Origin of the sequence: Modicisalibacter muralis (assembly GCF_900102945.1) — a bacterium.
Classification (GTDB): Bacteria; Pseudomonadota; Gammaproteobacteria; order Pseudomonadales; family Halomonadaceae; genus Modicisalibacter; species Modicisalibacter muralis.
In genome coordinates, this window is the sequence record NZ_FNGI01000001.1 from 275,726 (window position 1) to 294,481 (window position 18,756).

The following is an 18,756-nucleotide window of genomic DNA, read 5'->3' on the forward strand; positions in this document are numbered from 1 at the left end:
GCTAATCTTGCTATCATTAGCACCCTACTTTATTTGCCAATCCCGCCGATCGTTTTGCAAGGAGGCTGATCTGAAACTCGACTCCCGACGTGTCGCACTCCTGGTGGCGGCCAATACCGCCCTGGCGCCGTTTGCCATCGATGCCTATCTGCCGGCGATTCCCGCGCTGGCGGAGTCGATTGGCGCGAGCGTGCATCATACCGAGCTGTCGATCAGCGTGTTCCTGTTCGGCTTCGCCTTCGGCCAACTGGTGTTCGGCCCGCTTTCCGACCGCTTGGGGCGTCGCCCGGTGCTGTTTGCCGGAATCAGCGTGTTCCTGCTCGCCAGCCTGGCGATCACCCAGGTCGAGTCTCTCGAAGCGCTGTGGGCGCTGCGTTTCATTCAGGCCCTGGGTGGCGGGGCCTCGGTGGTCAATTCGGCGGCGATCGTGCGCGACTGCTTCAGCGGGCGTGAAGCGGCCAAGGTGCTGTCGACCATGGTGATGATCCTGCTGCTGGCGCCGTTGGTCGCGCCGGCGCTGGGTAGCCTGCTGCTGTATCTTGCCGGCTGGTGGTTGATCTTCGCCTTCCTCGCGGTCTATGCCGCGTTCTTGCTGTGGCTACTCAGTCGCTATCTTCCCGAGACGCACGGTCGCGACCCCAATGCGCCAAGCTTTCGCCAGGTGCTCGGTAACTATCGCGCTGTGATGCGAAACCGCGAGGCGATGGGCTATATCTGCGCGGTGGCGATGTCGTTCGCCGGCATGTTCGCCTTTATTACCGGTTCGCCGTTTCTGTACATGGAGTATTTCGGACTGTCGCCGGCGGCGTATCCGTTCGTCTTCGGCGCCAATATCATCGTCATGGCGGGCTCCAACCGGCTGAATATCCGGTTGCTGAGGTTTCGTGCGCCGCAGCGCAATCTGCTATGGGGATTGGGTATCCAACTGGCCGCCGGGCTGGCATTGGTCGCGGTTTTCGCGCTCGGCCTGGAATCGCTCTACGTCGTGGCGCTATTGATGGTGGTGTTCGTCGGCATGCAGGGGTTGATCAGCCCCAACGCGATGTCGTCGATGCTCGATCATTTTCCGCACATGAGCGCGACCGCTACCGCCTTCATGGGCAGCGTACAGTTCACTTGCGGGGCGCTGGCCGGTGTACTGGTGGGGGCTTTCGAGATTCCCAGCGCCTGGCCGATAATCCTGACCATGCTGGGTGCCGCGGTGTTGGGTAATATCGGCGTGCGCCTGCTCGCGGGGGTGGCGCTGCGCGGTTGATACGGGCACGTACGGTCATGTGCCTCGGCGTCGCTCGTGTCGAGCATGGCCTTGCGCCGGTCGTTCCCTTCTAGCGATTTTCTCTTGTCATGAAGCTGTCATCTTCGTTGGGCATCTTGTGTCTCGCGCAGGTTGATCACTCTCATAAACAGGAGTTACCGCATGAACCGTATCCTCAAAACAGCTGCTATCGCTGCCGCTGTGATCGGCGTGACTGGTGTCGCCCAGGCGCGTGAGCAGGTTCGTATCGTCGGTTCCAGCACCGTGTATCCCTTTGCCAGCTACGTTGCCGAGGAGTTCGGTGCGACCACCGACTTCCCCACCCCGATCATCGAGTCCACCGGCTCGGGTGGCGGCATGAAGCTGTTCTGCAACGGCGTTGGTGAAGACACGCCGGACATCACCAACGCCTCGCGTCGCATGAAGGTCTCGGAGTTCGAGCGTTGCATGGAAAACGGCGTGACCGATATTACCGAGGCCATGATCGGTTATGACGGTATCGCCTTCGCCCAATCCAGCACCAACGAGCCGGTCGATTTGACTCTCGAGCAGATCTTCCTGGCGCTGGCCGCCCAGGTTCCGGTCGATGGCGAATTGGTCGCCAACCCCTACACGATGTGGAGCGAGATCGATCCGTCGCTGCCGGAGCGCGAAATCATCGTCTACGGCCCGCCGACGACTTCCGGTACCCGCGATGCCTTCGGGGAGTTGGTGATGGAAGCCGCTTCAGAGGAGATGGAAGCGTATGGCGGCGAAGCCTACACCGATATTCGTACCGATGGCGCGTTCGTTGCAGCGGGTGAAAACGACAACCTGATCGTTCAGCGCCTGTCGGAGAATACCGATGCCTTCGGTATCTTCGGCTACTCCTTCCTGGAAGAGAATGCCGACACCCTGTCCGGTGCCAGCATCGGCGGCGTCGAACCCGAACCCGAGGCCATCAGCTCCGGCGAGTACCCGGTGTCGCGTTCGCTGTTCTTCTACGTGAAGAATCAGCACGCCGAAGAAGTTCCGCCGATGTATGAATATGCCAACCTGTTCATGAGCGAGAAGATGATCGGTCCGATGGGCTATCTCAAGGGGCTGGGCCTGATTCCCCTGCCGGAAGAGATGCGCGCGGCACAGCGTGAAGCCGTCAAGAACCACGAGAAGCTCGAGCTTTCCGATCTTCAGTAAGCGTGACATTACCTTGACGAGGCCGGTAGCCCTGCTATCGGCCCGTTTGCATGACAGCCCGTTCAGAGGATGACTACAAATTGCTGCGCTCGGCCATGCTGTGTTGAAACCAGTCTCAAAATGCTCATTTACTCCAGTAAACTGCGCTTTTTCGGCTGATTTCGCCTTGCTCGACCGTCGCTCGCGATTTTTGTAAACACCCTCTCTGGGCTGGTGCTTATCCCGAGAGACGTTATGCAAACCAACCTGATCCTTTTGCTGTTCTGCATCGTGCTGCTGGTGCTGGGGTTGGCCGCCTTCTTCATGGCGCGCGCCAAGGCCTCGCGCGTGCGTGCCGGTGGCATGGCCATGTACGCACAACCCAACCAGTACGCATGGTTTTCAGTGCTGGCCACGGCAGGCCCGGCGATACTGGTAGGCGCGTTGGGCGCCTTTGTGATGCTGCTGTTGGGCGCCGAGATACCCACCGCTTATCTGCTTGCCGCCAGCCTGGTGATCGCGGCCCTGGGCCTGGTGGTCGGGTTGATGCAGGTACGCCCCGAGTTTCATGCCCGCCAGGCCATCGAGCGGGTGATTCGGCTATTGTTGGCGGCCGCGGCGATGGTGTCGATTCTGACCACCTTCGGCATCTTGTTCTCGATCCTCTTCGAGGCGATCCGCTTCTTCCAGATGCAAAGTTTCTGGGACTTCATTACCGGCACGACCTGGGCGCCGGGCAACAGTTTTCTGGTTTCCGCGGGACGCGCCGAGGCAGGCGAGGGTGGCGCCCAGTTCGGCTCGGTGCCGCTGTTCGTCGGCACCTTCATCATTACGCTGATCGCCATGCTGGTGGCGATCCCGGTGGGTTTGATGTCGGCCATCTACATGGCTGAGTTCGCGCCAGCGCATGTGCGCACCCTGGCCAAGCCGGTGCTCGAGGTGTTGGCGGGGATTCCCACCGTGGTCTACGGCTTCTTCGCCGCGATTACCGTGGCGCCGCTCATCGTCGATCTGGCCGCGCTGGTGGGTCTCGATGCGTCGTTCAACAACGCGCTCGCCCCCGGCATCGTCATGGGCATCATGATCATCCCGTTCATCTCGTCGTTGTCCGATGACGTGATCAATGCGGTGCCCGATAGCATGCGCGAAGGTTCGCTGGCGCTGGGCATGACCAAGAGCGAGACGATCAAGAACGTGGTGTTGCCGGCGGCGGCGCCGGGGATCATCTCGGCTTCGTTGCTGGCGGTGTCGCGGGCGCTCGGCGAGACCATGATCGTGGTCATGGCGGCGGGCATGCGCCCCAACCTGACCGCCAATCCGCTGGAAGACATGACCACCGTGACAGTGCGCATCGTCGCCGCGTTGACCGGCGACCAGGAGTTCGAGAGCGCCGAGACGCTGTCGGCCTTCGCGCTCGGCCTGGTGCTGTTCGCGGTGACGCTGACGCTGAACATGGTGTCGGTGATCATGATCCGTCGCTTCCGCGAAAAATATCGCGCCAATAACCTGTGACACGGGAGAGGTCATAACCACCCATGAGCCAATCCTTTGACGAAATCACCGCTCAGTTGAAGCGTCGGCACCGTAAGTCGGCGCGCCTGAAGTGGCTATCCATGGGGGCGCTGATTCTCGCGGCGGCCTTCCTGGTGGTGTTTATTACCGACATGCTGATCAAGGGGCTGCCGGCGTTTCAGCAGGCCCAGATCAAGGTCGAAGTGAGCTATAGCGAGCAGGCCAGTGAGATACCGCTGGCAGCCTTGGAGGAAGACGTTCGCAGCCTGGTCAGTCGCGGATTCCTGCGCTTGATCCCGGGACGCATGGAAGACAACCCCCAGCTTCTGGGCACCTCGCCCATGCAGTGGGTGTTGGCCGACGCTCAGGTGGATCAGTATCTCAAGGGCCACCACTCGAGCCTTGGCGCCAGCGAACGGGCGACGGTCGAGCGTCTGGCGGAGCAGGGGCGTGCCGAGCTTATGTTCAACACGTTCTTCTTCACCAATGGTGACTCCAAGCTCCCGGAGTATGCGGGCATCGCCGCCGCGGCGTTGGGCACGGTATTGACGATGATCGTGACCATGCTGGCGAGTTTCCCGGTCGGCGTGATGACCGCCATCTATCTGGAGGAATTCGCGCCCGACAATCGCCTCACCCAGATCATCGAGATCAACATCAACAATCTCGCCGCCGTGCCTTCGATTCTGTTCGGTCTGCTGGGTCTGGCGATATACATCAACTTTTTCGGCGTACCGCGTTCGTCGCCGCTGGTGGGTGGCTTGACCCTGGCATTGGGCACCTTGCCGGTCATCATCATCGCCACCCGCACGGCGCTACGCAGCGTGCCCGACAGCATCCGCCAGGCAGCCTTCGCCGTCGGTTGCTCGCGCTGGCAGGTGGTGAAGGATCACGTTTTGCCGCTGTCGCTGCCGGGCATTCTGACCGGTTCGATCATTGGCCTGGCTCAGGCCATGGGCGAGACCGCGCCGCTGATCATCGTCGGCATGGTGGCCTTCATTCCCGACATATCGGCATCGTTCACCGACGCCGCGACAGTCATGCCGGCGCAGATATTCACTTGGGCCTCCGAGCCGGATCGTGCCTTCGTCGAGAAGACTGCCGGCGGCATCCTGGTGCTGCTCGCCGTGTTGATTACGCTCAATGCCAGTGCCGTCTGGCTGCGCAAGAAATTCGAACGTCGCTGGTAGGCCGGCGACCCTGACAGGACACGACCATGGTCAACGAACAGTTATCCCAGCCTGCCATCAATGTCTCGCCGCAACTCGCTCGCGAGCCCGGTCGGCCGATAAGCCGCAACGAGAACGCCAATCACGACTTGAGCGTGCGCGTGCGTGACCTGAACTTGTGGTACGGACACAACCAGGCCCTGAAGAACATCAACATCGATATCTACCAGAAGAACGTCACTGCGCTGATTGGGCCTTCCGGCTGTGGCAAGTCGACGTTCTTGCGCTGCCTCAATCGCATGAACGATCTGATCAAGAGCGTGCGCATCGAAGGGCTGGTGGAAATGGATGGCCGCGACGTCAACGAGTCGCGCATGGACGAGGTGGCGCTGCGTCGCCGGGTTGGCATGGTGTTCCAGAAGCCCAACCCGTTTCCCAAGTCGATCTATGAGAACATCGCTTACGCACCGCGCATGCACGACTTGGTCAGCCGTCGGGCCGATCAGGACGAACTGGTCGAGCGCGCGCTACGCGACGCGGGGCTGTGGAACGAGGTCAAGGACAAGCTGCAGGAGCCCGGTACTTCGCTGTCCGGCGGTCAGCAACAACGCCTGTGTATCGCCCGTGCGATTGCCGTCAAGCCCGATGTGATCCTGATGGACGAGCCGACCTCGGCGCTGGACCCGATCTCCACGGCGACCATCGAAGACCTGATGGACAAGCTCAAACAGCAGTTCACCATCGTCACGGTGACCCACAATATGCAGCAGGCCGCGCGCGTGGCCGACTACACGGCGTTTTTCCATCTTGGCGAGCTAATCGAGTACAACGACACACGCATGATGTTTTCCAACCCGCACACCAAGAAGGCCGAAGATTACATTACCGGGCGTTATGGCTAGCGCCCGACTAAGGTGGTGCCCATGCCCAAGCTAAACAGGTCGCATCGTGACGGCACGCCCGGCGAAGTGTTCCTGGCGTTTCTCAAGCTCGGCGTGACGTCATTCGGTGGCCCGATTGCGCACCTGGGCTACTTTCGCGATGAACTGGTGACTCGGCGGCGCTGGATCGATGAAGCCGGTTATGCCGATCTCGTCGCGCTTTGTCAGTTTCTTCCCGGCCCGGCGAGCAGTCAGGTGGGCTTCGCGATGGGGCTGTTACGTGGCGGGCTGGGTGGCGCGCTGTTGGCCTGGCTGGCTTTCACGCTGCCTTCGGCACTGTTGCTGGTGCTTTTTGCCTACGGTGCCGATGCCTTCGCCGGGCCGCTGGGCCAGAGCGTCATTCATGGCCTGAAGCTGGTCGCTGTGGCGGTTGTCGCGCAGGCGGTATGGGGCATGGCACGTAACCTTTGCCCGGATCGCCGGCGCGCGGCGATTGCCATTGTCGCGGTATTGATCGTGACCTTCATTTCATCGTCGTTGGGACAGATTGCCGCCATCGTCGTGGGGGCGCTCGCTGGGTGGGTGGGATGCCGGCGGATACAGGCGCCCTCGGCGAATCGTCTTCACTTTGGATTGTCGCCTCGTGCCGGAGTAGTTGCGCTGGGGTTGTTTCTTTTTCTGCTGTTTGGCTTGCCGCTTGCGTTAACGCTTTGGCAGGCGCCAGGACTGGCGCTTTTCGAGGCATTCTATCAGGCCGGCGCGCTGGTCTTCGGTGGCGGCCATGTCGTGCTGCCGTTATTGGAAGCCAGCGTGGTCGATCCCGGCTGGGTTTCGCAAAATGCCTTTCTGGCCGGCTACGGCGCGGCGCAGGCCGTGCCCGGGCCGTTGTTTACCTTTGCGGCGTACTTGGGTGCGGTGGCCGCGCCGATAGGTAATGGCCTGATTGGCGCTTGCGTTGCGCTGGTGGCGATCTTCCTGCCGGGCATGCTGCTACTGATGGGTATGCTGCCGTTCTGGGATCGGCTACGCCAGCGCCCAAGGGCGCAGGCGATCATGGCCGGCACCAATGCCGCCGTGGTGGGTATACTGGCGGCGGCCCTTTACGATCCGGTCTGGACCGGCGCCGTGCTGGCGCCGGTCGATTTCGCCATCGCACTGGTGGCTTTCACGTTGCTTGTGGTCTGGAAGCTGCCGCCCTGGCTGGTGGTGGTGACCACCGTGATTGGCAGTGTCGTTGTCGCTTCCCTGTGAATACCTCCTAATCCAGCAATTCGACGGCAATCGCGGTGGCCTCGCCGCCACCGATGCACAGGCTGGCGATGCCGCGTTTGCCGCCGCGCTGGCGCAGCGCATTGAGCAGGGTGACGATGATTCGCGAGCCGGTGGAGCCGACCGGATGCCCCTGGGCGCAGGCGCCGCCGAACACGTTGACCTTGTCGTGGGGAATGGCGTGGTCGTCCATGGCCATCAAGGTGACCACGGCAAAGGCCTCGTTGATCTCGAACAGGTCGACGTCGTCGACCGTCCAGTCGAGGCGATCCAGCAGTTTGCCGATGGCACCGACCGGGGCGATGGTGAATTCGCTGGGATGCTGTGAATGCGTGCTGTGACCGAGAATGCGTGCCACCGGTTTGATGCCATGCGCATCGGCCGCGGCGCGACTTGCCACGACCAGCGCCGAAGCACCATCGGAGATCGAGCTGGCATTGGCGGCGGTGATGGTACCGTCCTTGGAAAAGGCCGGGCGTAGCGTGCGAATCTTGTCGAGCCGCGCCGCAAACGGCTGCTCATCACGATCGACGAGTTGCTCGCCCTGGTGGGTTTTTACGCTTACCGGAGCCATTTCGCCAGCCAGATCACCTTTCTCGTGAGCGGTCATGGCCCGCTCCAGTGAGGCGATGGCGAAATCGTCCATGCGCTCGCGGGAATAGCCGCGCTCGCCGGCGATCTGCTGCGCGAAGGCACCCATTAGCTTGCCGGTTTCGGCGTCCTCGAGGCCATCGTAGAACATGTGATCCTTGAGTTCGCCGTGACCGAGGCGATAGCCGCTGCGTGCCTTGGTCAGTATGTGCGGGGCGTTGGACATCGATTCCATGCCACCGGCCAGCAGCAACTCGCCGCTACCGGCGCGGATCAGGTCATGCGCGAGCATGGTCGCCTTCATGCCCGAACCACATAGCTTATTGATGGTCGTGGCGCCGATGCCATCGGGAATGCCGGCCTGGCGCATGGCCTGACGGCCAGGTCCCTGTTTCACGCCGCCGGGCAACACGCAGCCGAGGATGCCCTCATCGAGCTCGTCGGCGGCGATACCGGCGCGTTCGATCGCGGCGCGAATGGCGACGGCGCACAACTCGGGCGCGGTGAGGCTCGACAGGCTGCCAAGCATGGCGCCCATCGGCGTGCGCGCGCCGGAAAGAATGACAACATCGGAAGACGGCATGACGAACTCCTGAGAAGTTGTTGTAAGAAAGCCTAGGCTGAAATTTGCACCGGGCGCTTGGTCGAGATACTTCATTGACCACGGATGAGGGCTGTGGTTTGCTCGACTAAAACCAAGCAAGCGCTAGTGTTAATGCGATGACTGTAGTGAACGTGTCACCTCGCCGCAAGGAATTGATCCGTGTCGCCGCGCGTCTGTTCGTCGACGAAGGGTTCGATCGCACCACGGTGCGCATGTTGGCGCTGGAAATGAACATCAAGTCGGGGAGTCTGTTCCATCACTTCCGCGACAAGCAGGAAATTCTTTGCGCGGTGATCGAGGAGGGCATGCACAACGCCCTGTCGATCGCCCGCACCGCCCTGGCCGAAGCGGGCTGCTCGCCCCAGGCGCGGCTCGATGCCATGGCCAGGGCTCACCTCGAAACGCTGCTCACCGATCGCAATGCGCATGTGGTCGCTCTCTATGAATGGCGGCGTCTGGATGGTGATTCTCGAGCGCATCTGGTGCATCTGCGCGATGCCTACGAGGCACTGTGGCAACAGGTCATTGACGAGGCACTGGAAGCCGGGTTGATTCGCGGCGATAAGTTTCTGGTGCGCCGCTTCGTGTTGGGCGCGCTGAACTGGACGGTGCGCTGGTACGACCCCGATGGGCCGCGCTCGCCCGAGGCGCTGGCCAAGGAGTTGGTTGCCATGATTACCCCGCCCGAGGCGGCCGAGAGCCCTTGAATACGGCTTGATGTCGCATGCTTGGGCCAGGTTCAGGTTGCGACCATTGTCTCGGTTGGGGTGCCTTGTATCGGCTGCGGTCAATGTCTAGGGTTAATCGAGCTGCTGTGAGCGGCTCACTTTTTTGTAGTGCTCTTGACGTTTACGTTAACGAAAAGAAGGAGGCGGACAATGACAACAATGCCCCAGGATTACTCGACGTATCTGGCCGATTTCTCGCTGGAACAGGTGCTGGCTCGGCTCGACGATCATCGAGATGGGCGATTGAATGCCTTCGAGGCCTGCTGCGGTCGTCATCTGCGCAGCGGCAACGGTGAACGCATAGCGCTGGTGCATGAAGACGGCGAGGGCCGCGTGACGCGACTTAGTTATGCCGATCTGGAAGCCGCCAGCGCGCGCTTGGCCGGCTGGTTCCGGGAACAGGGGCTGGGCACGGGCGACCGCATCGCCTGCATGCTGCCACGCACGCCCGAGTTGATGATCGCGGTGCTGGCGACCTGGCGCATCGGCGCCGTCTACCAGCCGCTATTCACCGCCTTCGGTCCCGACGCCGTGGATTTTCGTCTGGCGCGGGCCGACGCGCGATTGTTGATTACCGATCGTGCCAACCGGCACAAGTTCGATGGCCTGAGCCAATGCCCGCCGGTGCTCTGCGTCGGCGGTGGCGGCGATGAACACCGCGACGATGCCGACTGGGCTTCGGCAGCCGGACATGCGCCGATCGAGACGCCAGCGCCACGTCTCGATCCGCAGGCGGCATTCCTGCAGATGTTTACCTCGGGCACCGTGGGCAAACCCAAGGGCGTGGCGGTACCGTTGGCCGCGTTGCCGGCCTTCGCGCTGTACATGGAGTTGGCCATCGATCTGCGTGGCGACGATCTGTTCTGGAACATGGCCGACCCGGGTTGGGCGTATGGCCTGTATTACGCGATTACCGGGCCGCTGTTGCTGGGCGCGACGACCTATTTCTGCGAATCGGCCTTCGCCGCCCAGGGCGCGCTGGACTTCATGGTTCGCCACCAGATCACCAACTTCGCCGCCGCGCCGACCGCCTATCGGCTAATGAAGGCGTCGGGCCTGTTCGACGCTGCCGCCGAACGACTGTCGCTGCGCGCGGCCAGTTCCGCCGGCGAGCCGCTGAATACCGAAGTGGTCGGTTGGGTCGAGCGCGCGCTGGGCTGTTCGGTAATGGATCATTACGGTCAGACCGAAACCGGCATGACCTGCTGCAACCATCATGCGCTCGAGCACGTCAAACCCGCCGGTGGCATGGGCGTGCCCATGCCGGGCTACCGCCTCGCCGTTCTCGATGCCGAATACAACGAACTTCCCGATGGCGAACCCGGCGTGCTGGGCGTGGATATCGCCGCCTCGCCGGTACATTTCTTCACCGGCTACACCTGGCAGGAAAAGGAACCCTTCGCTAATGGCTACTACCTGACCGGCGATGTGGTCGTCCGCGAGGCCGATGGCAGCTTCTGCTTCGCCGGGCGCAACGATGACATCATCACCACCGCCGGTTATCGCGTCGGGCCGACCGATGTCGAGAATACCGTGATGACGCATCCGGCGGTCGCCGAGTCGGCGGCGGTGGGCAAGCCCGACGAGATTCGTGGCGAGGTCATCAAGTCGTATGTGGTATTGCGCGATGGCTACGAACCGGATGAAACCCTCGCCGAGGAGATTCGCCAGCGCGTGCGCGAACGTTTGTCCTCACACGCCTACCCGCGCGAAATCGAATTCGTCGAAACCCTTCCCAAGACCCCCAGCGGCAAGATTCAGCGCTTCAAGTTGCGCGCCCAGGCCGCTGGCGAAACGGAGACACCCTGATGCAACTGCAGGACCGTACTTTTCTGATTACCGGAGCCGCCTCGGGGTTGGGGGCGGCGACCGCCGAGCGTCTGGTGGCCGGTGGCGCCAACGTGGTGCTGTGCGATTTGAGCGAGGCGATCGAGGCACAGGCTTCGCGACTGGGCGATGCCGCCGTGGCGTGCCGCGGCGATATCACCGATGCCGACGACATCCAGGCGGCGGTTAGCCGCGCCGTGGATAGCGGCGGATTGCATGGCGTGGTGCATTGCGCCGGGGTGGTCAGTGTCGCCAAGTTGCTCGATCGCGAGGGCAATCCCGCCGATCTCGATGCCTTCCGCCGTACCATCGAGATCAACCTTATCGGCACCTTCAACGTGCTGCGCTTGGCCGCAGCGGCGATGATCAAGAATACCCCTCAGGGCAGTGACGGCGAGCGCGGGGTGATCGTCGATACCGCCTCGATCGCGGCCTTCGATGGTCAAATCGGGCAGGCCGCCTACAGCGCCTCCAAGGCCGGTGTCGCCGGTATGACGCTACCGCTGGCGCGCGAACTTTCGCGTCACGGCATCCGTGTGATGACCATCGCGCCGGGTGTCTTCGAGACGCCGATGATGGGTGGCATTCCCGACGACGCGGTGGCCGCTCTGTCGGCGGCGGTACCGTTTCCCAAGCGCCTGGGGCGCCCCGCGGAGTATGCCGCGCTCGCCGAGCAGATCGTTACCAACGCGATGCTCAATGGCGAGGTGATACGGCTCGATGGCGGTATCCGCATGCAATAAGAGCCGTTCGCACCTGTTGTCTGTGCTCGTCTTTTTACAATCGAGCATGCGGTGTTAAAAATCAGCTTAAAGTCTGACGAATCCCCACGAATTTTGTGCTACGTGTCGCATAAGGCCTGCTCCCTGACCTCCTCGCAAAGGCTCGCTTGAAGCATTTTCCAGGCGGGCCAGGGGGCAGCACCAAGACGATGACGCCGAAGCCATTCCAGGCCCAACCGCCACACGGAGAGCACATTCCGGTGCCGGATACTGTTGCTCTGGTAGCGCCGCTGTTGCCCGCTGGCTCGGACATGCAGGCCGGCCCCCATCACGGCCACATTCGCCAGCATGGCGATCAGCAGCAGGATCTCGATGCGCTTGCCCTGCCGAGAGCGGTGCATGCCGAACCCCAACCCGAACTGGGGGCTCTTGACGTCGCGAAACCCTTCTTCGATCTGCATGCGCTGTCGGTAGATGGCCACCAGCTTGTCCGCCAGCGTGGCCCGGTCCTCCAGGTTGCTGACCAGCACCCAGGGGTCCTTCTGCCGCCGGGCGATCTGCCGGCTGCCGCTGTCCTGAGAGACCTGCCCGCGCTTGTTGCGATGCTTGCGCCCCTGTGGCGGCCGATGGTAGAGCACCATCCGGGTGGTGAGGGGGTTGCTTTCGGCGATCCGCACGGTGCCGAGTGGCTGCGGGCTGGCGGTGGCCTGCGGGAAAAGGGCGGCAACGGGCTGCCACGCCTGCCCGGGTGCCTGGTAGCGGGTCGGACAGCGGACCCGGCCGACGTAGTGCCAGCCGCGCGCCTCGACCGCCCGGAACCAGCGATTGCGAAAGCCGGCATCGGTGACCAGAATCGGCGTGGCCCCGGCGGGTAGCACCTCGGCGAGGGCATCCAGCAGGTACGCTTCGCAGCGAGGACAGCCGGCCTTGTGGTGGACCTTCTCGAAGATCGGCAGCGACCGCCCGGCGAACGGCACTGCGGCGCGCAGTAGAAAATGCCGTCCCCGGTCATCGATCGGTGACCAGTCCACCAGAATCAGCGGCCGCGTGGTATGGCCGATCAGCAGGGTGGCCATGAGCCAATAGAACAGCGGCCGCTCGCGGTGCAAATGATGATTGCCCAGCAGCCGGTCGACCCGCTTGATGGTGTGCTTGGCCGCCACCGGACCCGGCAAGGCACGGCCCAGGGCGGTCAAGCCCAGGCGGCGCTTCCCCAGCAGAGCCCCCACGGTATCGAGCAATGCCTGCAGGCGCTTGGCATGGACCAGGGGGAGTGATGACGTCAGCAGAGTATGCAAGAATCGAGGGGCCTGCATGGGTCTCCTTCGGCATATTGTGTGTTTGGCGACTTACAACATGCCGGCCCATGCAGGCCTTTTCAATCATATCATTCTGATTTTCTTATCTATTTCCTGGGGATCCGTCAGGCTTAAAGTGCTCATTTATCATTCGTAAACTCGAGTGCGAGCCCAGTCCGCCTTTGCGCTGATTTTTGCTTAGTGACCCACACGGATGTGGGAAATGCGTGGGCCCGTAGGGAACGGGCCTAGCTCTGATCTTCGCTCGACGACGTTTCGAACGGCTCTCGACACATCAATTTAAAACGAACGCTTGACTCGACTCCTTCTCTGGCCTAATTTTCAAACACATGTTTGAAGTGGTGCCGAGCGCCGCTCAATACGGCTCATTCAGGAGAGTTCGAGATGCCCGACTACCAGGCCCCGCTGCGCGATCTGCGCTTCGTGATGGACGAAATGCTGGACTATCCCGGCCATTATGCGCGTTTGCCGAATGGCGACGACGCATCGCCGGATGTGGTCGCGGCGATTCTCGAGGAGGGCGGTCGTTTCGCCCGCGAGGTGCTGCTGCCGCTCAACCAGAGCGGCGATCGCGAGGGTTGCTTGCTGGAGGGCGGTGAGGTCAAGGCGCCGCGGGGTTTCAAGGCAGCCTACGCCCAATACGTCGAGGGTGGCTGGCCGAGCCTGTCCGCCGAGCCCGAGCATGGCGGCCAGGGGCTGCCGGCGTCGCTGGGCATGGCGCTGTCCGAAATGATCTGCGCCAGCAATCTGGCCTGGGGCATGTATCCGGGCCTTTCGCATGGCGCCGCCGATGCACTGCGCCATCATGGTAGCGACGAGCAGCGTGCCACCTATCTGACCAAGCTGGTCGAGGGCGTATGGACCGGCACCATGTGCCTGACCGAACCGCATTGCGGTACCGATCTCGGCCTGATCAAGACCCGTGCTGTGCCAACCGACGACAGCGCCTATACGATCAGCGGCACCAAGATATTCATCTCCGCCGGCGAGCATGACCTGGCCGAAAACATCGTGCACCTGGTATTGGCCAAGCTGCCCGACGCGCCCGAGGGCTCGCGAGGGATTTCCTTGTTCGTGGTGCCCAAGTACCTACCCGATGTCGATGGCAATCCCGGCGAGCGCAACGGCGTGTCCTGCGGCTCGCTGGAACACAAGATGGGCATCCACGGCAACGCCACCTGCGTGATGAACTTCGATGGTGCCAAGGGTTTCCTGATTGGGCCACCCAACAAGGGGTTGGCGTGCATGTTCACGATGATGAATGTGGCGCGAATCGGCGTGGGTATCCAGGGTTTGGGCTTGATGGAGGCGAGTTTCCAGAACTCGCTGGCTTATGCTCGCGACCGCTTGCAGATGCGTGCGCTATCCGGCCCCAAGGCTGCCGACAAGCCGGCCGACCCGATTATCGTGCATCCCGATGTGCGACGCATGCTGCTGACCCAGAAGGCGCTGGCCGAGGGCGGGCGCATGCTGGTGATGTACACCGCGCAACTGGTCGATGTGACCGAGCATGGCGAGGACGCTGCCGAGCGTGAGCGTGCCGAGACGCTGCTCGGATTGCTGACACCCATCGTCAAGGCGTTTCTCACCGAACTGGGGTTCGAGGCCACCAACGAGGGTGTGCAGGTGTTCGGCGGGCATGGCTTCATTCAGGAGTGGGGCATGGAGCAGTTCGTGCGCGATGCCCGCATCACTCGGCTTTACGAAGGCACCACGGGCATCCAGGCGCTCGATCTGCTGGGGCGCAAGGTGCTGATGAGCCAGGGCGAGACGCTCAAGGTCTTCACCAAGGAGATCCACAAGTTCTGTCAGGCCCAGGCCGATAACGCCGAACTCAAGGAATTCGTCGAGCCGTTGGCCAAGCTCAACGCCGAATGGGGCGAACTGACCATGAGCGTGGGCATGAAGGCCATGGAGGATCGTGAGGAGGTCGGCGCGGCGAGTGTCGATTATCTGCTGTATTCAGGCTACGTCACCCTGGCCTATCTCTGGGCGCGTGCAGCGGGTACCGCTCAGCAGGCATTGGCAAGCGGCGAGAGCGAGTCCGCCTTCTACCGCGCCAAACAGGATACCGCACGCTTCTACTTCCAGCGCTTGTTACCACGCACGCGGGGTCATGCGCAGATGATTCGCGCCGGTGGCGCTTCGTTGATGGCCATGTCCGCCGAGGACTTTGGCCTGGGTTTTGAAATCTAGCGTTTCGCTTCTCTCTCGGTCAGGCGCTCTGACCTCTTGGCGGCGGGTGATTCTGAATCACCCGCCTTTTTTGTTGCGCCGTTTTTCCTTGCGATAGCCGTCAAGCGATTTCGGCGTTATCAATCGAGATATTCGAAGACCTTGACGATGCGCTGGATGCCGCCGATCTGTGAAACCACGCTGACGATCTGTTGAGCTTCCTGGCGGGTCACGATGCCCATCAGATAGACGGTCGAGTTCTCGCTGATGACCTCGATACGGCTCGAATCGATGCTTTTGTTGGTCGCCAGCTCGGTTTGAGCCCGGGTTTCCAGCCAGGTGTCGGTCATGCGCTGCCCCATCGGCAGGTTGGCCGCGACCGTCAGTTCGTTGTGTACCTGGCGCACTCGGCGGATATTCTGGGCGATCTCACCGGCCTTGTCCCTGAGTTCCTGGCTAGGTACCTGGCCAAACAGCAAAACGACACCGTTATAGCTGTTGATGCCGATGCGCGCGTCGCCCAGACGGGCATCGGTACGTTGCATGGTGGACTCGATCTTGGACTCGATGCTTTCATCCTCGACCTTCATGCCGACGGTGCGGGTGCCATAGTTTTCACCGGTCGAAGGCGGGGTGTTCATTTCGTTGATGGCCGAACACCCACCGAGGGTCAATGCCAGGGTCAACAGGGCCGGGGTAAACAGTCCTTTTTTCATTGCTCTCACTCGTTGCTGCCAAAAAGTTGTTCGTCGACCAGATCACACAGGCAGTGAATCACCAACAGGTGAACTTCCTGAATGCGTGCCGTCGACGTCGCGGGAACACGGATTTCGCAATCGTCCTGGCCGAGCAGCGAAACCATGTCGCCACCGTCACGGCCGGTCAGGGCGACCACCGCCATGTCCCGGTCGTGAGCGGCCTGAATCGCCTGAACCACGTTGGCCGAATTGCCACTGGTCGAGATCGCCAGCAGGATATCGCCGGGTTGGCCAAGCGCGCGAATCTGCTTGGAAAAAACCTCGTTATAACTGTAATCGTTGGCGATCGAAGTCAGTGTCGAGGTGTCGGTGGTCAGTGCCAGCGCCGGCAGGCTAGGGCGTTCGCGCTCGAAGCGGTTGAGCAGTTCGGAGGAAAAATGCTGACTATCGCCGGCGCTGCCGCCGTTGCCGCAGCATAGAATCTTGCCTTCATTGATCAGACATTGAACCATCATCTGGCTGGCGACTTCGATGAATGGTGGCAATACCTCGCTGGCATAGGTCTTGGTATCGATGCTGTCGTTGAAGTGGCCGAGAATGCGTGATTGAAAATCCATGTTGATGTCTTGGTCCCTTAGCGATCAGAACGCGTCGAAGGCGGCGCGCACCCAAGTGAACTCCAATTGCGGCGGAGTGCCGGTGACACCGACCACGTCGAAGCGACACGGACATGATAGCCCTTTGCGTAGCAGATAAAAACGCGCCGCCTGGATCAGGCGACGCTGCTTGGTGACGTTGACGGTTTCCAGCGGATGGCCGTGGCGACAGTCGCGGCGATGACGCACCTCGATGAACGCCAGGGTCTCGCCCTCGCGCATGACCAGGTCGAGTTCGCCACCCTTGGCATGTTGATTGCGATCGACCGATTGCAGGCCCTGGGCCTGCAACCAGACTTCCGTGGCGCGTTCGATCGCTTCGCCACGGGCACGGGCGTCGCTAGAGCGAGCCATTGCCGAACATGATCTTCTGTACATCGCGTAGCGGAGGTTGCGGCACGCCGTTGGTGAATTCCGCCCAGGGCAGGTCACGGTGAATGCGCCCATCCGACGATGCGCTCAACGCGCCGGTGGCGCCGTAGAACTCGGTGCCCGGAGCGGCTTCGAACAGCGGCAAGCGGCGGGCGAGCTCATAGGCATCGACACCCATGGCCTTGAGCTTGAACAGGGCGGGTTCACCGGCACTGCGAAGCTTCTGGTAGCTTTCGAAGAAGGGCAGAGCATTCTCGCCTCCCACTGCGGCCTCGGGAACGATCCAGGGTATTTCGATGAACTGAACGCCGTTGAGGTCATGGTCGGCGCGTGGTTGCGGGCGACCTTCGTAGAGGTGCGAAGTGGCATAGATCGGCAGATCGTCGGCATAGTAAAACGCCAATGTCGGTGGTACCTGGCGCGCGTAACTGGGCAAGGCGAGCAGGAACAGCATGTCCATGTCGCGCTGGGCACGCTCGCTGGTGACGTTGAGCAGTTGACGTACCGAGCTGGATACCGAGGCTTCGGGATCGTAACTGGTCACGGCCGCCAGGCTGCCGCCCCGTTGTAGCCAGGCGTCGCGGAAGGCGTCGGCGACCCGGTCGCCCCAGGCATTGTCGGGGACCAGCATGCCGGCGCGCCGATGGCCATCGAGCCAGGCGCGCTTGGCAACCTGGCGGGCCTCGTCCTCGGCGGATAGGCCGTACTGGAAAAGATTGTCGGCCTTGTTGCTGGGCGCGGTGCCGTAATTGAGCGCCAGGGTCGGCAACGGCACGCTGTCGCGTTGCTCCAGTTGCGAGACCTTGTCCTTGTCGAGTGGGCCGATGACGACCTGGGCGCCATTCATGGTGGCCTGCGCGTAGAGCGTGTTGAGAGTGCCGCGACTGGCATCGTAGAAGCTCAGGCGTGGCGTCTGCTCGCCTTGATCGAGGGCGTTCATGTGGCGTGCCTGCATGCCCTCGCGGATGGCTTGGGCGACGTTGGCCAACGGTCCGGATTCGGGCAGGAATACCGCGATATGGCGCACGTCCTGGCCGCGCAATTCGCTCAGTGCCTGTAGATTCGACGGCAAACGCCGAGCGGCGGGGTGATTGGGGTAGCGGGCGCGCCATTCGTCGATGCGCGCGAACAGCCCGGAAATATCGCCGCCGTTACGCCGTTGCAGTCGCACCAACTCGACCCAACCAGTGGCAAGCGGGTCGCCGCGACTGGCCAGTTGATCGAGGGTCTGGCCACGCAGCCGCGAAAGCTGGCGCCAGATGGCATCGTTGAGGTCGAAGGGCGCGTCGTCACGCTGCAGGTCGATCAGGGTCCGGGCGGCATCCTGGGCTTCGCCGACCAGGCCGAGTGCCAAGCCGCGCCGATAGCGCAGCGTCATGGCGTCGTCGCGCGACATTGCGATATCGTCTTCGAGCAACGCGGTCGCCTGAATGACGCTCCAGCCATCTTCCTGCTCCAGCCCCACGCGAGACAGCAGCAAGGCCCATTGCACGCGTTCGCTCTCGCCGAGCAGGCTGGCATCGATGGCGGAGGCCACTTTCAGGGCCTGCGCGTTATCGCCGCGACGTGCTAGGATATCCGCCGCCTGGAGACGGGTGCGAGCTGCTTCGGGGCCACTCTGGCTCTGGGCCTGGGCCAGCAGTTCGGCGGGCTCGGGGCCACCGCGCAGTGTCTCGACCATGCCTTGCTGGCCGGCACAGCCAGCCATGAGTAGTGCCACCAGGCCGGCACCGATCAGGCGTCGCAGCGATTTATCCATACGTTTTCATTCCTTGTGTCTGGCCCTGTATTTTTCTGGTGCTGGTCTGGCCCTGATTGACGAG

16 protein-coding genes are annotated in these 18,756 nt (G+C 62.2%); 10 read left to right on the top strand and 6 right to left on the bottom strand.

The window, feature by feature from the left end; genetic code table 11:
- The first annotated feature begins 70 nt into the window (after positions 1–70).
- The 6 genes from BLR92_RS01330 (at position 71) to chrA (ending at position 7,223) form a co-directional block, all read left to right on the top strand.
- Complete coding sequence (locus tag BLR92_RS01330; RefSeq protein ID WP_089725932.1) at positions 71–1,255, top strand: Bcr/CflA family multidrug efflux MFS transporter; 1,185 nt, start codon at positions 71–73, stop codon at positions 1,253–1,255.
- Positions 1,256–1,417: 162 nt separating this feature from the next.
- Positions 1,418–2,431 (top strand): substrate-binding domain-containing protein, encoded by a 1,014-nt coding sequence (locus BLR92_RS01335; protein WP_089724758.1) that lies wholly within the window; start codon positions 1,418–1,420, stop codon positions 2,429–2,431.
- A gap of 234 nt (positions 2,432–2,665) precedes the next feature.
- Entirely contained in the window at positions 2,666–3,922 is a 1,257-nt protein-coding gene (gene pstC, locus BLR92_RS01340) for a phosphate ABC transporter permease subunit PstC (protein ID WP_089724760.1), read from the top strand.
- 23 nt (positions 3,923–3,945) lie between these two features.
- Complete coding sequence (pstA, locus tag BLR92_RS01345; protein WP_089724762.1) at positions 3,946–5,112, top strand: phosphate ABC transporter permease PstA; 1,167 nt, start codon at positions 3,946–3,948, stop codon at positions 5,110–5,112.
- A gap of 98 nt (positions 5,113–5,210) precedes the next feature.
- Positions 5,211–5,993: a phosphate ABC transporter ATP-binding protein PstB gene (pstB, locus tag BLR92_RS01350; RefSeq protein ID WP_089725934.1), complete on the top strand. Its 783-nt coding sequence runs from the start codon at positions 5,211–5,213 to the stop codon at positions 5,991–5,993.
- A 21-nt stretch (positions 5,994–6,014) separates the two neighbouring features.
- Complete coding sequence (gene chrA, locus BLR92_RS01355; protein ID WP_089724764.1) at positions 6,015–7,223, top strand: chromate efflux transporter; 1,209 nt, start codon at positions 6,015–6,017, stop codon at positions 7,221–7,223.
- A 7-nt stretch (positions 7,224–7,230) separates the two neighbouring features.
- Here the strand turns inward: chrA and BLR92_RS01360 are convergent, their stop codons facing one another.
- Entirely contained in the window at positions 7,231–8,415 is a 1,185-nt protein-coding gene (locus tag BLR92_RS01360; protein WP_089724766.1) for an acetyl-CoA C-acyltransferase, read from the bottom strand.
- Positions 8,416–8,552: 137 nt separating this feature from the next.
- On the opposite strand from BLR92_RS01360, the gene BLR92_RS01365 reads away from it, so the two are divergent.
- The 3 genes from BLR92_RS01365 (at position 8,553) to BLR92_RS01375 (ending at position 11,734) form a co-directional block, all read left to right on the top strand.
- The gene (locus BLR92_RS01365) at positions 8,553–9,143 is read left to right on the top strand and encodes a TetR/AcrR family transcriptional regulator (RefSeq protein WP_089724769.1); all 591 of its coding nucleotides are present in this window, start codon (positions 8,553–8,555) and stop codon (positions 9,141–9,143) included.
- 171 nt (positions 9,144–9,314) lie between these two features.
- On the top strand, positions 9,315–10,973 hold the full coding sequence (locus BLR92_RS01370; protein ID WP_089724770.1) for an AMP-binding protein: 1,659 nt from the start codon (positions 9,315–9,317) through the stop codon (positions 10,971–10,973).
- A complete protein-coding gene (locus tag BLR92_RS01375; RefSeq protein WP_089724772.1) occupies positions 10,973–11,734 on the top strand; it encodes an SDR family NAD(P)-dependent oxidoreductase in 762 nt (253 codons plus the stop codon). The genes BLR92_RS01370 and BLR92_RS01375 overlap by 1 nt, the downstream gene beginning before the upstream one ends.
- A 98-nt stretch (positions 11,735–11,832) precedes the next feature.
- Here BLR92_RS01375 and BLR92_RS01380 read toward each other — a convergent pair whose 3' ends face one another.
- Positions 11,833–13,029, bottom strand: coding sequence for an IS4 family transposase (locus tag BLR92_RS01380; RefSeq protein ID WP_089724774.1), 1,197 nt, complete (start codon positions 13,027–13,029; stop codon positions 11,833–11,835).
- 387 nt (positions 13,030–13,416) lie between these two features.
- Between BLR92_RS01380 and BLR92_RS01385 the strand changes: the two genes are divergently transcribed.
- Complete coding sequence (locus tag BLR92_RS01385) at positions 13,417–15,228, top strand: acyl-CoA dehydrogenase C-terminal domain-containing protein (RefSeq protein WP_089724776.1); 1,812 nt, start codon at positions 13,417–13,419, stop codon at positions 15,226–15,228.
- 119 nt (positions 15,229–15,347) lie between these two features.
- Here the strand turns inward: BLR92_RS01385 and BLR92_RS01390 are convergent, their stop codons facing one another.
- From BLR92_RS01390 to BLR92_RS01405, 4 genes are read right to left on the bottom strand one after another with little or no spacing between them, the layout of a single operon-like run.
- A complete protein-coding gene (locus BLR92_RS01390; RefSeq protein WP_089724777.1) occupies positions 15,348–15,923 on the bottom strand; it encodes a BON domain-containing protein in 576 nt (191 codons plus the stop codon).
- A 5-nt stretch (positions 15,924–15,928) separates the two neighbouring features.
- On the bottom strand, positions 15,929–16,522 hold the full coding sequence (locus BLR92_RS01395; RefSeq protein WP_089724779.1) for a phosphoheptose isomerase: 594 nt from the start codon (positions 16,520–16,522) through the stop codon (positions 15,929–15,931).
- Positions 16,523–16,546: 24 nt separating this feature from the next.
- The gene (locus BLR92_RS01400; protein ID WP_089724781.1) at positions 16,547–16,915 is read right to left on the bottom strand and encodes a YraN family protein; all 369 of its coding nucleotides are present in this window, start codon (positions 16,913–16,915) and stop codon (positions 16,547–16,549) included.
- On the bottom strand, positions 16,902–18,692 hold the full coding sequence (locus tag BLR92_RS01405) for a penicillin-binding protein activator (protein ID WP_089724783.1): 1,791 nt from the start codon (positions 18,690–18,692) through the stop codon (positions 16,902–16,904). Before BLR92_RS01405 ends, BLR92_RS01400 begins: the two co-directional genes overlap by 14 nt.
- Positions 18,693–18,756 lie beyond the last annotated feature (64 nt).

Coding starts and splice junctions, on each gene's coding strand:
- BLR92_RS01335 (WP_089724758.1), top strand. CDS start 1,418: ATGAACCGTATCCTCAAAACAGCTGCTATCGCTGCCGCTGTGATCGGC.
- pstC (WP_089724760.1), top strand. CDS start 2,666: ATGCAAACCAACCTGATCCTTTTGCTGTTCTGCATCGTGCTGCTGGTG.
- pstA (WP_089724762.1), top strand. CDS start 3,946: ATGAGCCAATCCTTTGACGAAATCACCGCTCAGTTGAAGCGTCGGCAC.
- chrA (WP_089724764.1), top strand. CDS start 6,015: ATGCCCAAGCTAAACAGGTCGCATCGTGACGGCACGCCCGGCGAAGTG.
- BLR92_RS01360 (WP_089724766.1), bottom strand. CDS start 8,415: ATGCCGTCTTCCGATGTTGTCATTCTTTCCGGCGCGCGCACGCCGATG.
- BLR92_RS01365 (WP_089724769.1), top strand. CDS start 8,553: ATGACTGTAGTGAACGTGTCACCTCGCCGCAAGGAATTGATCCGTGTC.
- BLR92_RS01370 (WP_089724770.1), top strand. CDS start 9,315: ATGACAACAATGCCCCAGGATTACTCGACGTATCTGGCCGATTTCTCG.
- BLR92_RS01375 (WP_089724772.1), top strand. CDS start 10,973: ATGCAACTGCAGGACCGTACTTTTCTGATTACCGGAGCCGCCTCGGGG.
- BLR92_RS01380 (WP_089724774.1), bottom strand. CDS start 13,029: ATGCAGGCCCCTCGATTCTTGCATACTCTGCTGACGTCATCACTCCCC.
- BLR92_RS01385 (WP_089724776.1), top strand. CDS start 13,417: ATGCCCGACTACCAGGCCCCGCTGCGCGATCTGCGCTTCGTGATGGAC.
- BLR92_RS01390 (WP_089724777.1), bottom strand. CDS start 15,923: ATGAAAAAAGGACTGTTTACCCCGGCCCTGTTGACCCTGGCATTGACC.
- BLR92_RS01395 (WP_089724779.1), bottom strand. CDS start 16,522: ATGGATTTTCAATCACGCATTCTCGGCCACTTCAACGACAGCATCGAT.
- BLR92_RS01400 (WP_089724781.1), bottom strand. CDS start 16,915: ATGGCTCGCTCTAGCGACGCCCGTGCCCGTGGCGAAGCGATCGAACGC.
- BLR92_RS01405 (WP_089724783.1), bottom strand. CDS start 18,692: ATGGATAAATCGCTGCGACGCCTGATCGGTGCCGGCCTGGTGGCACTA.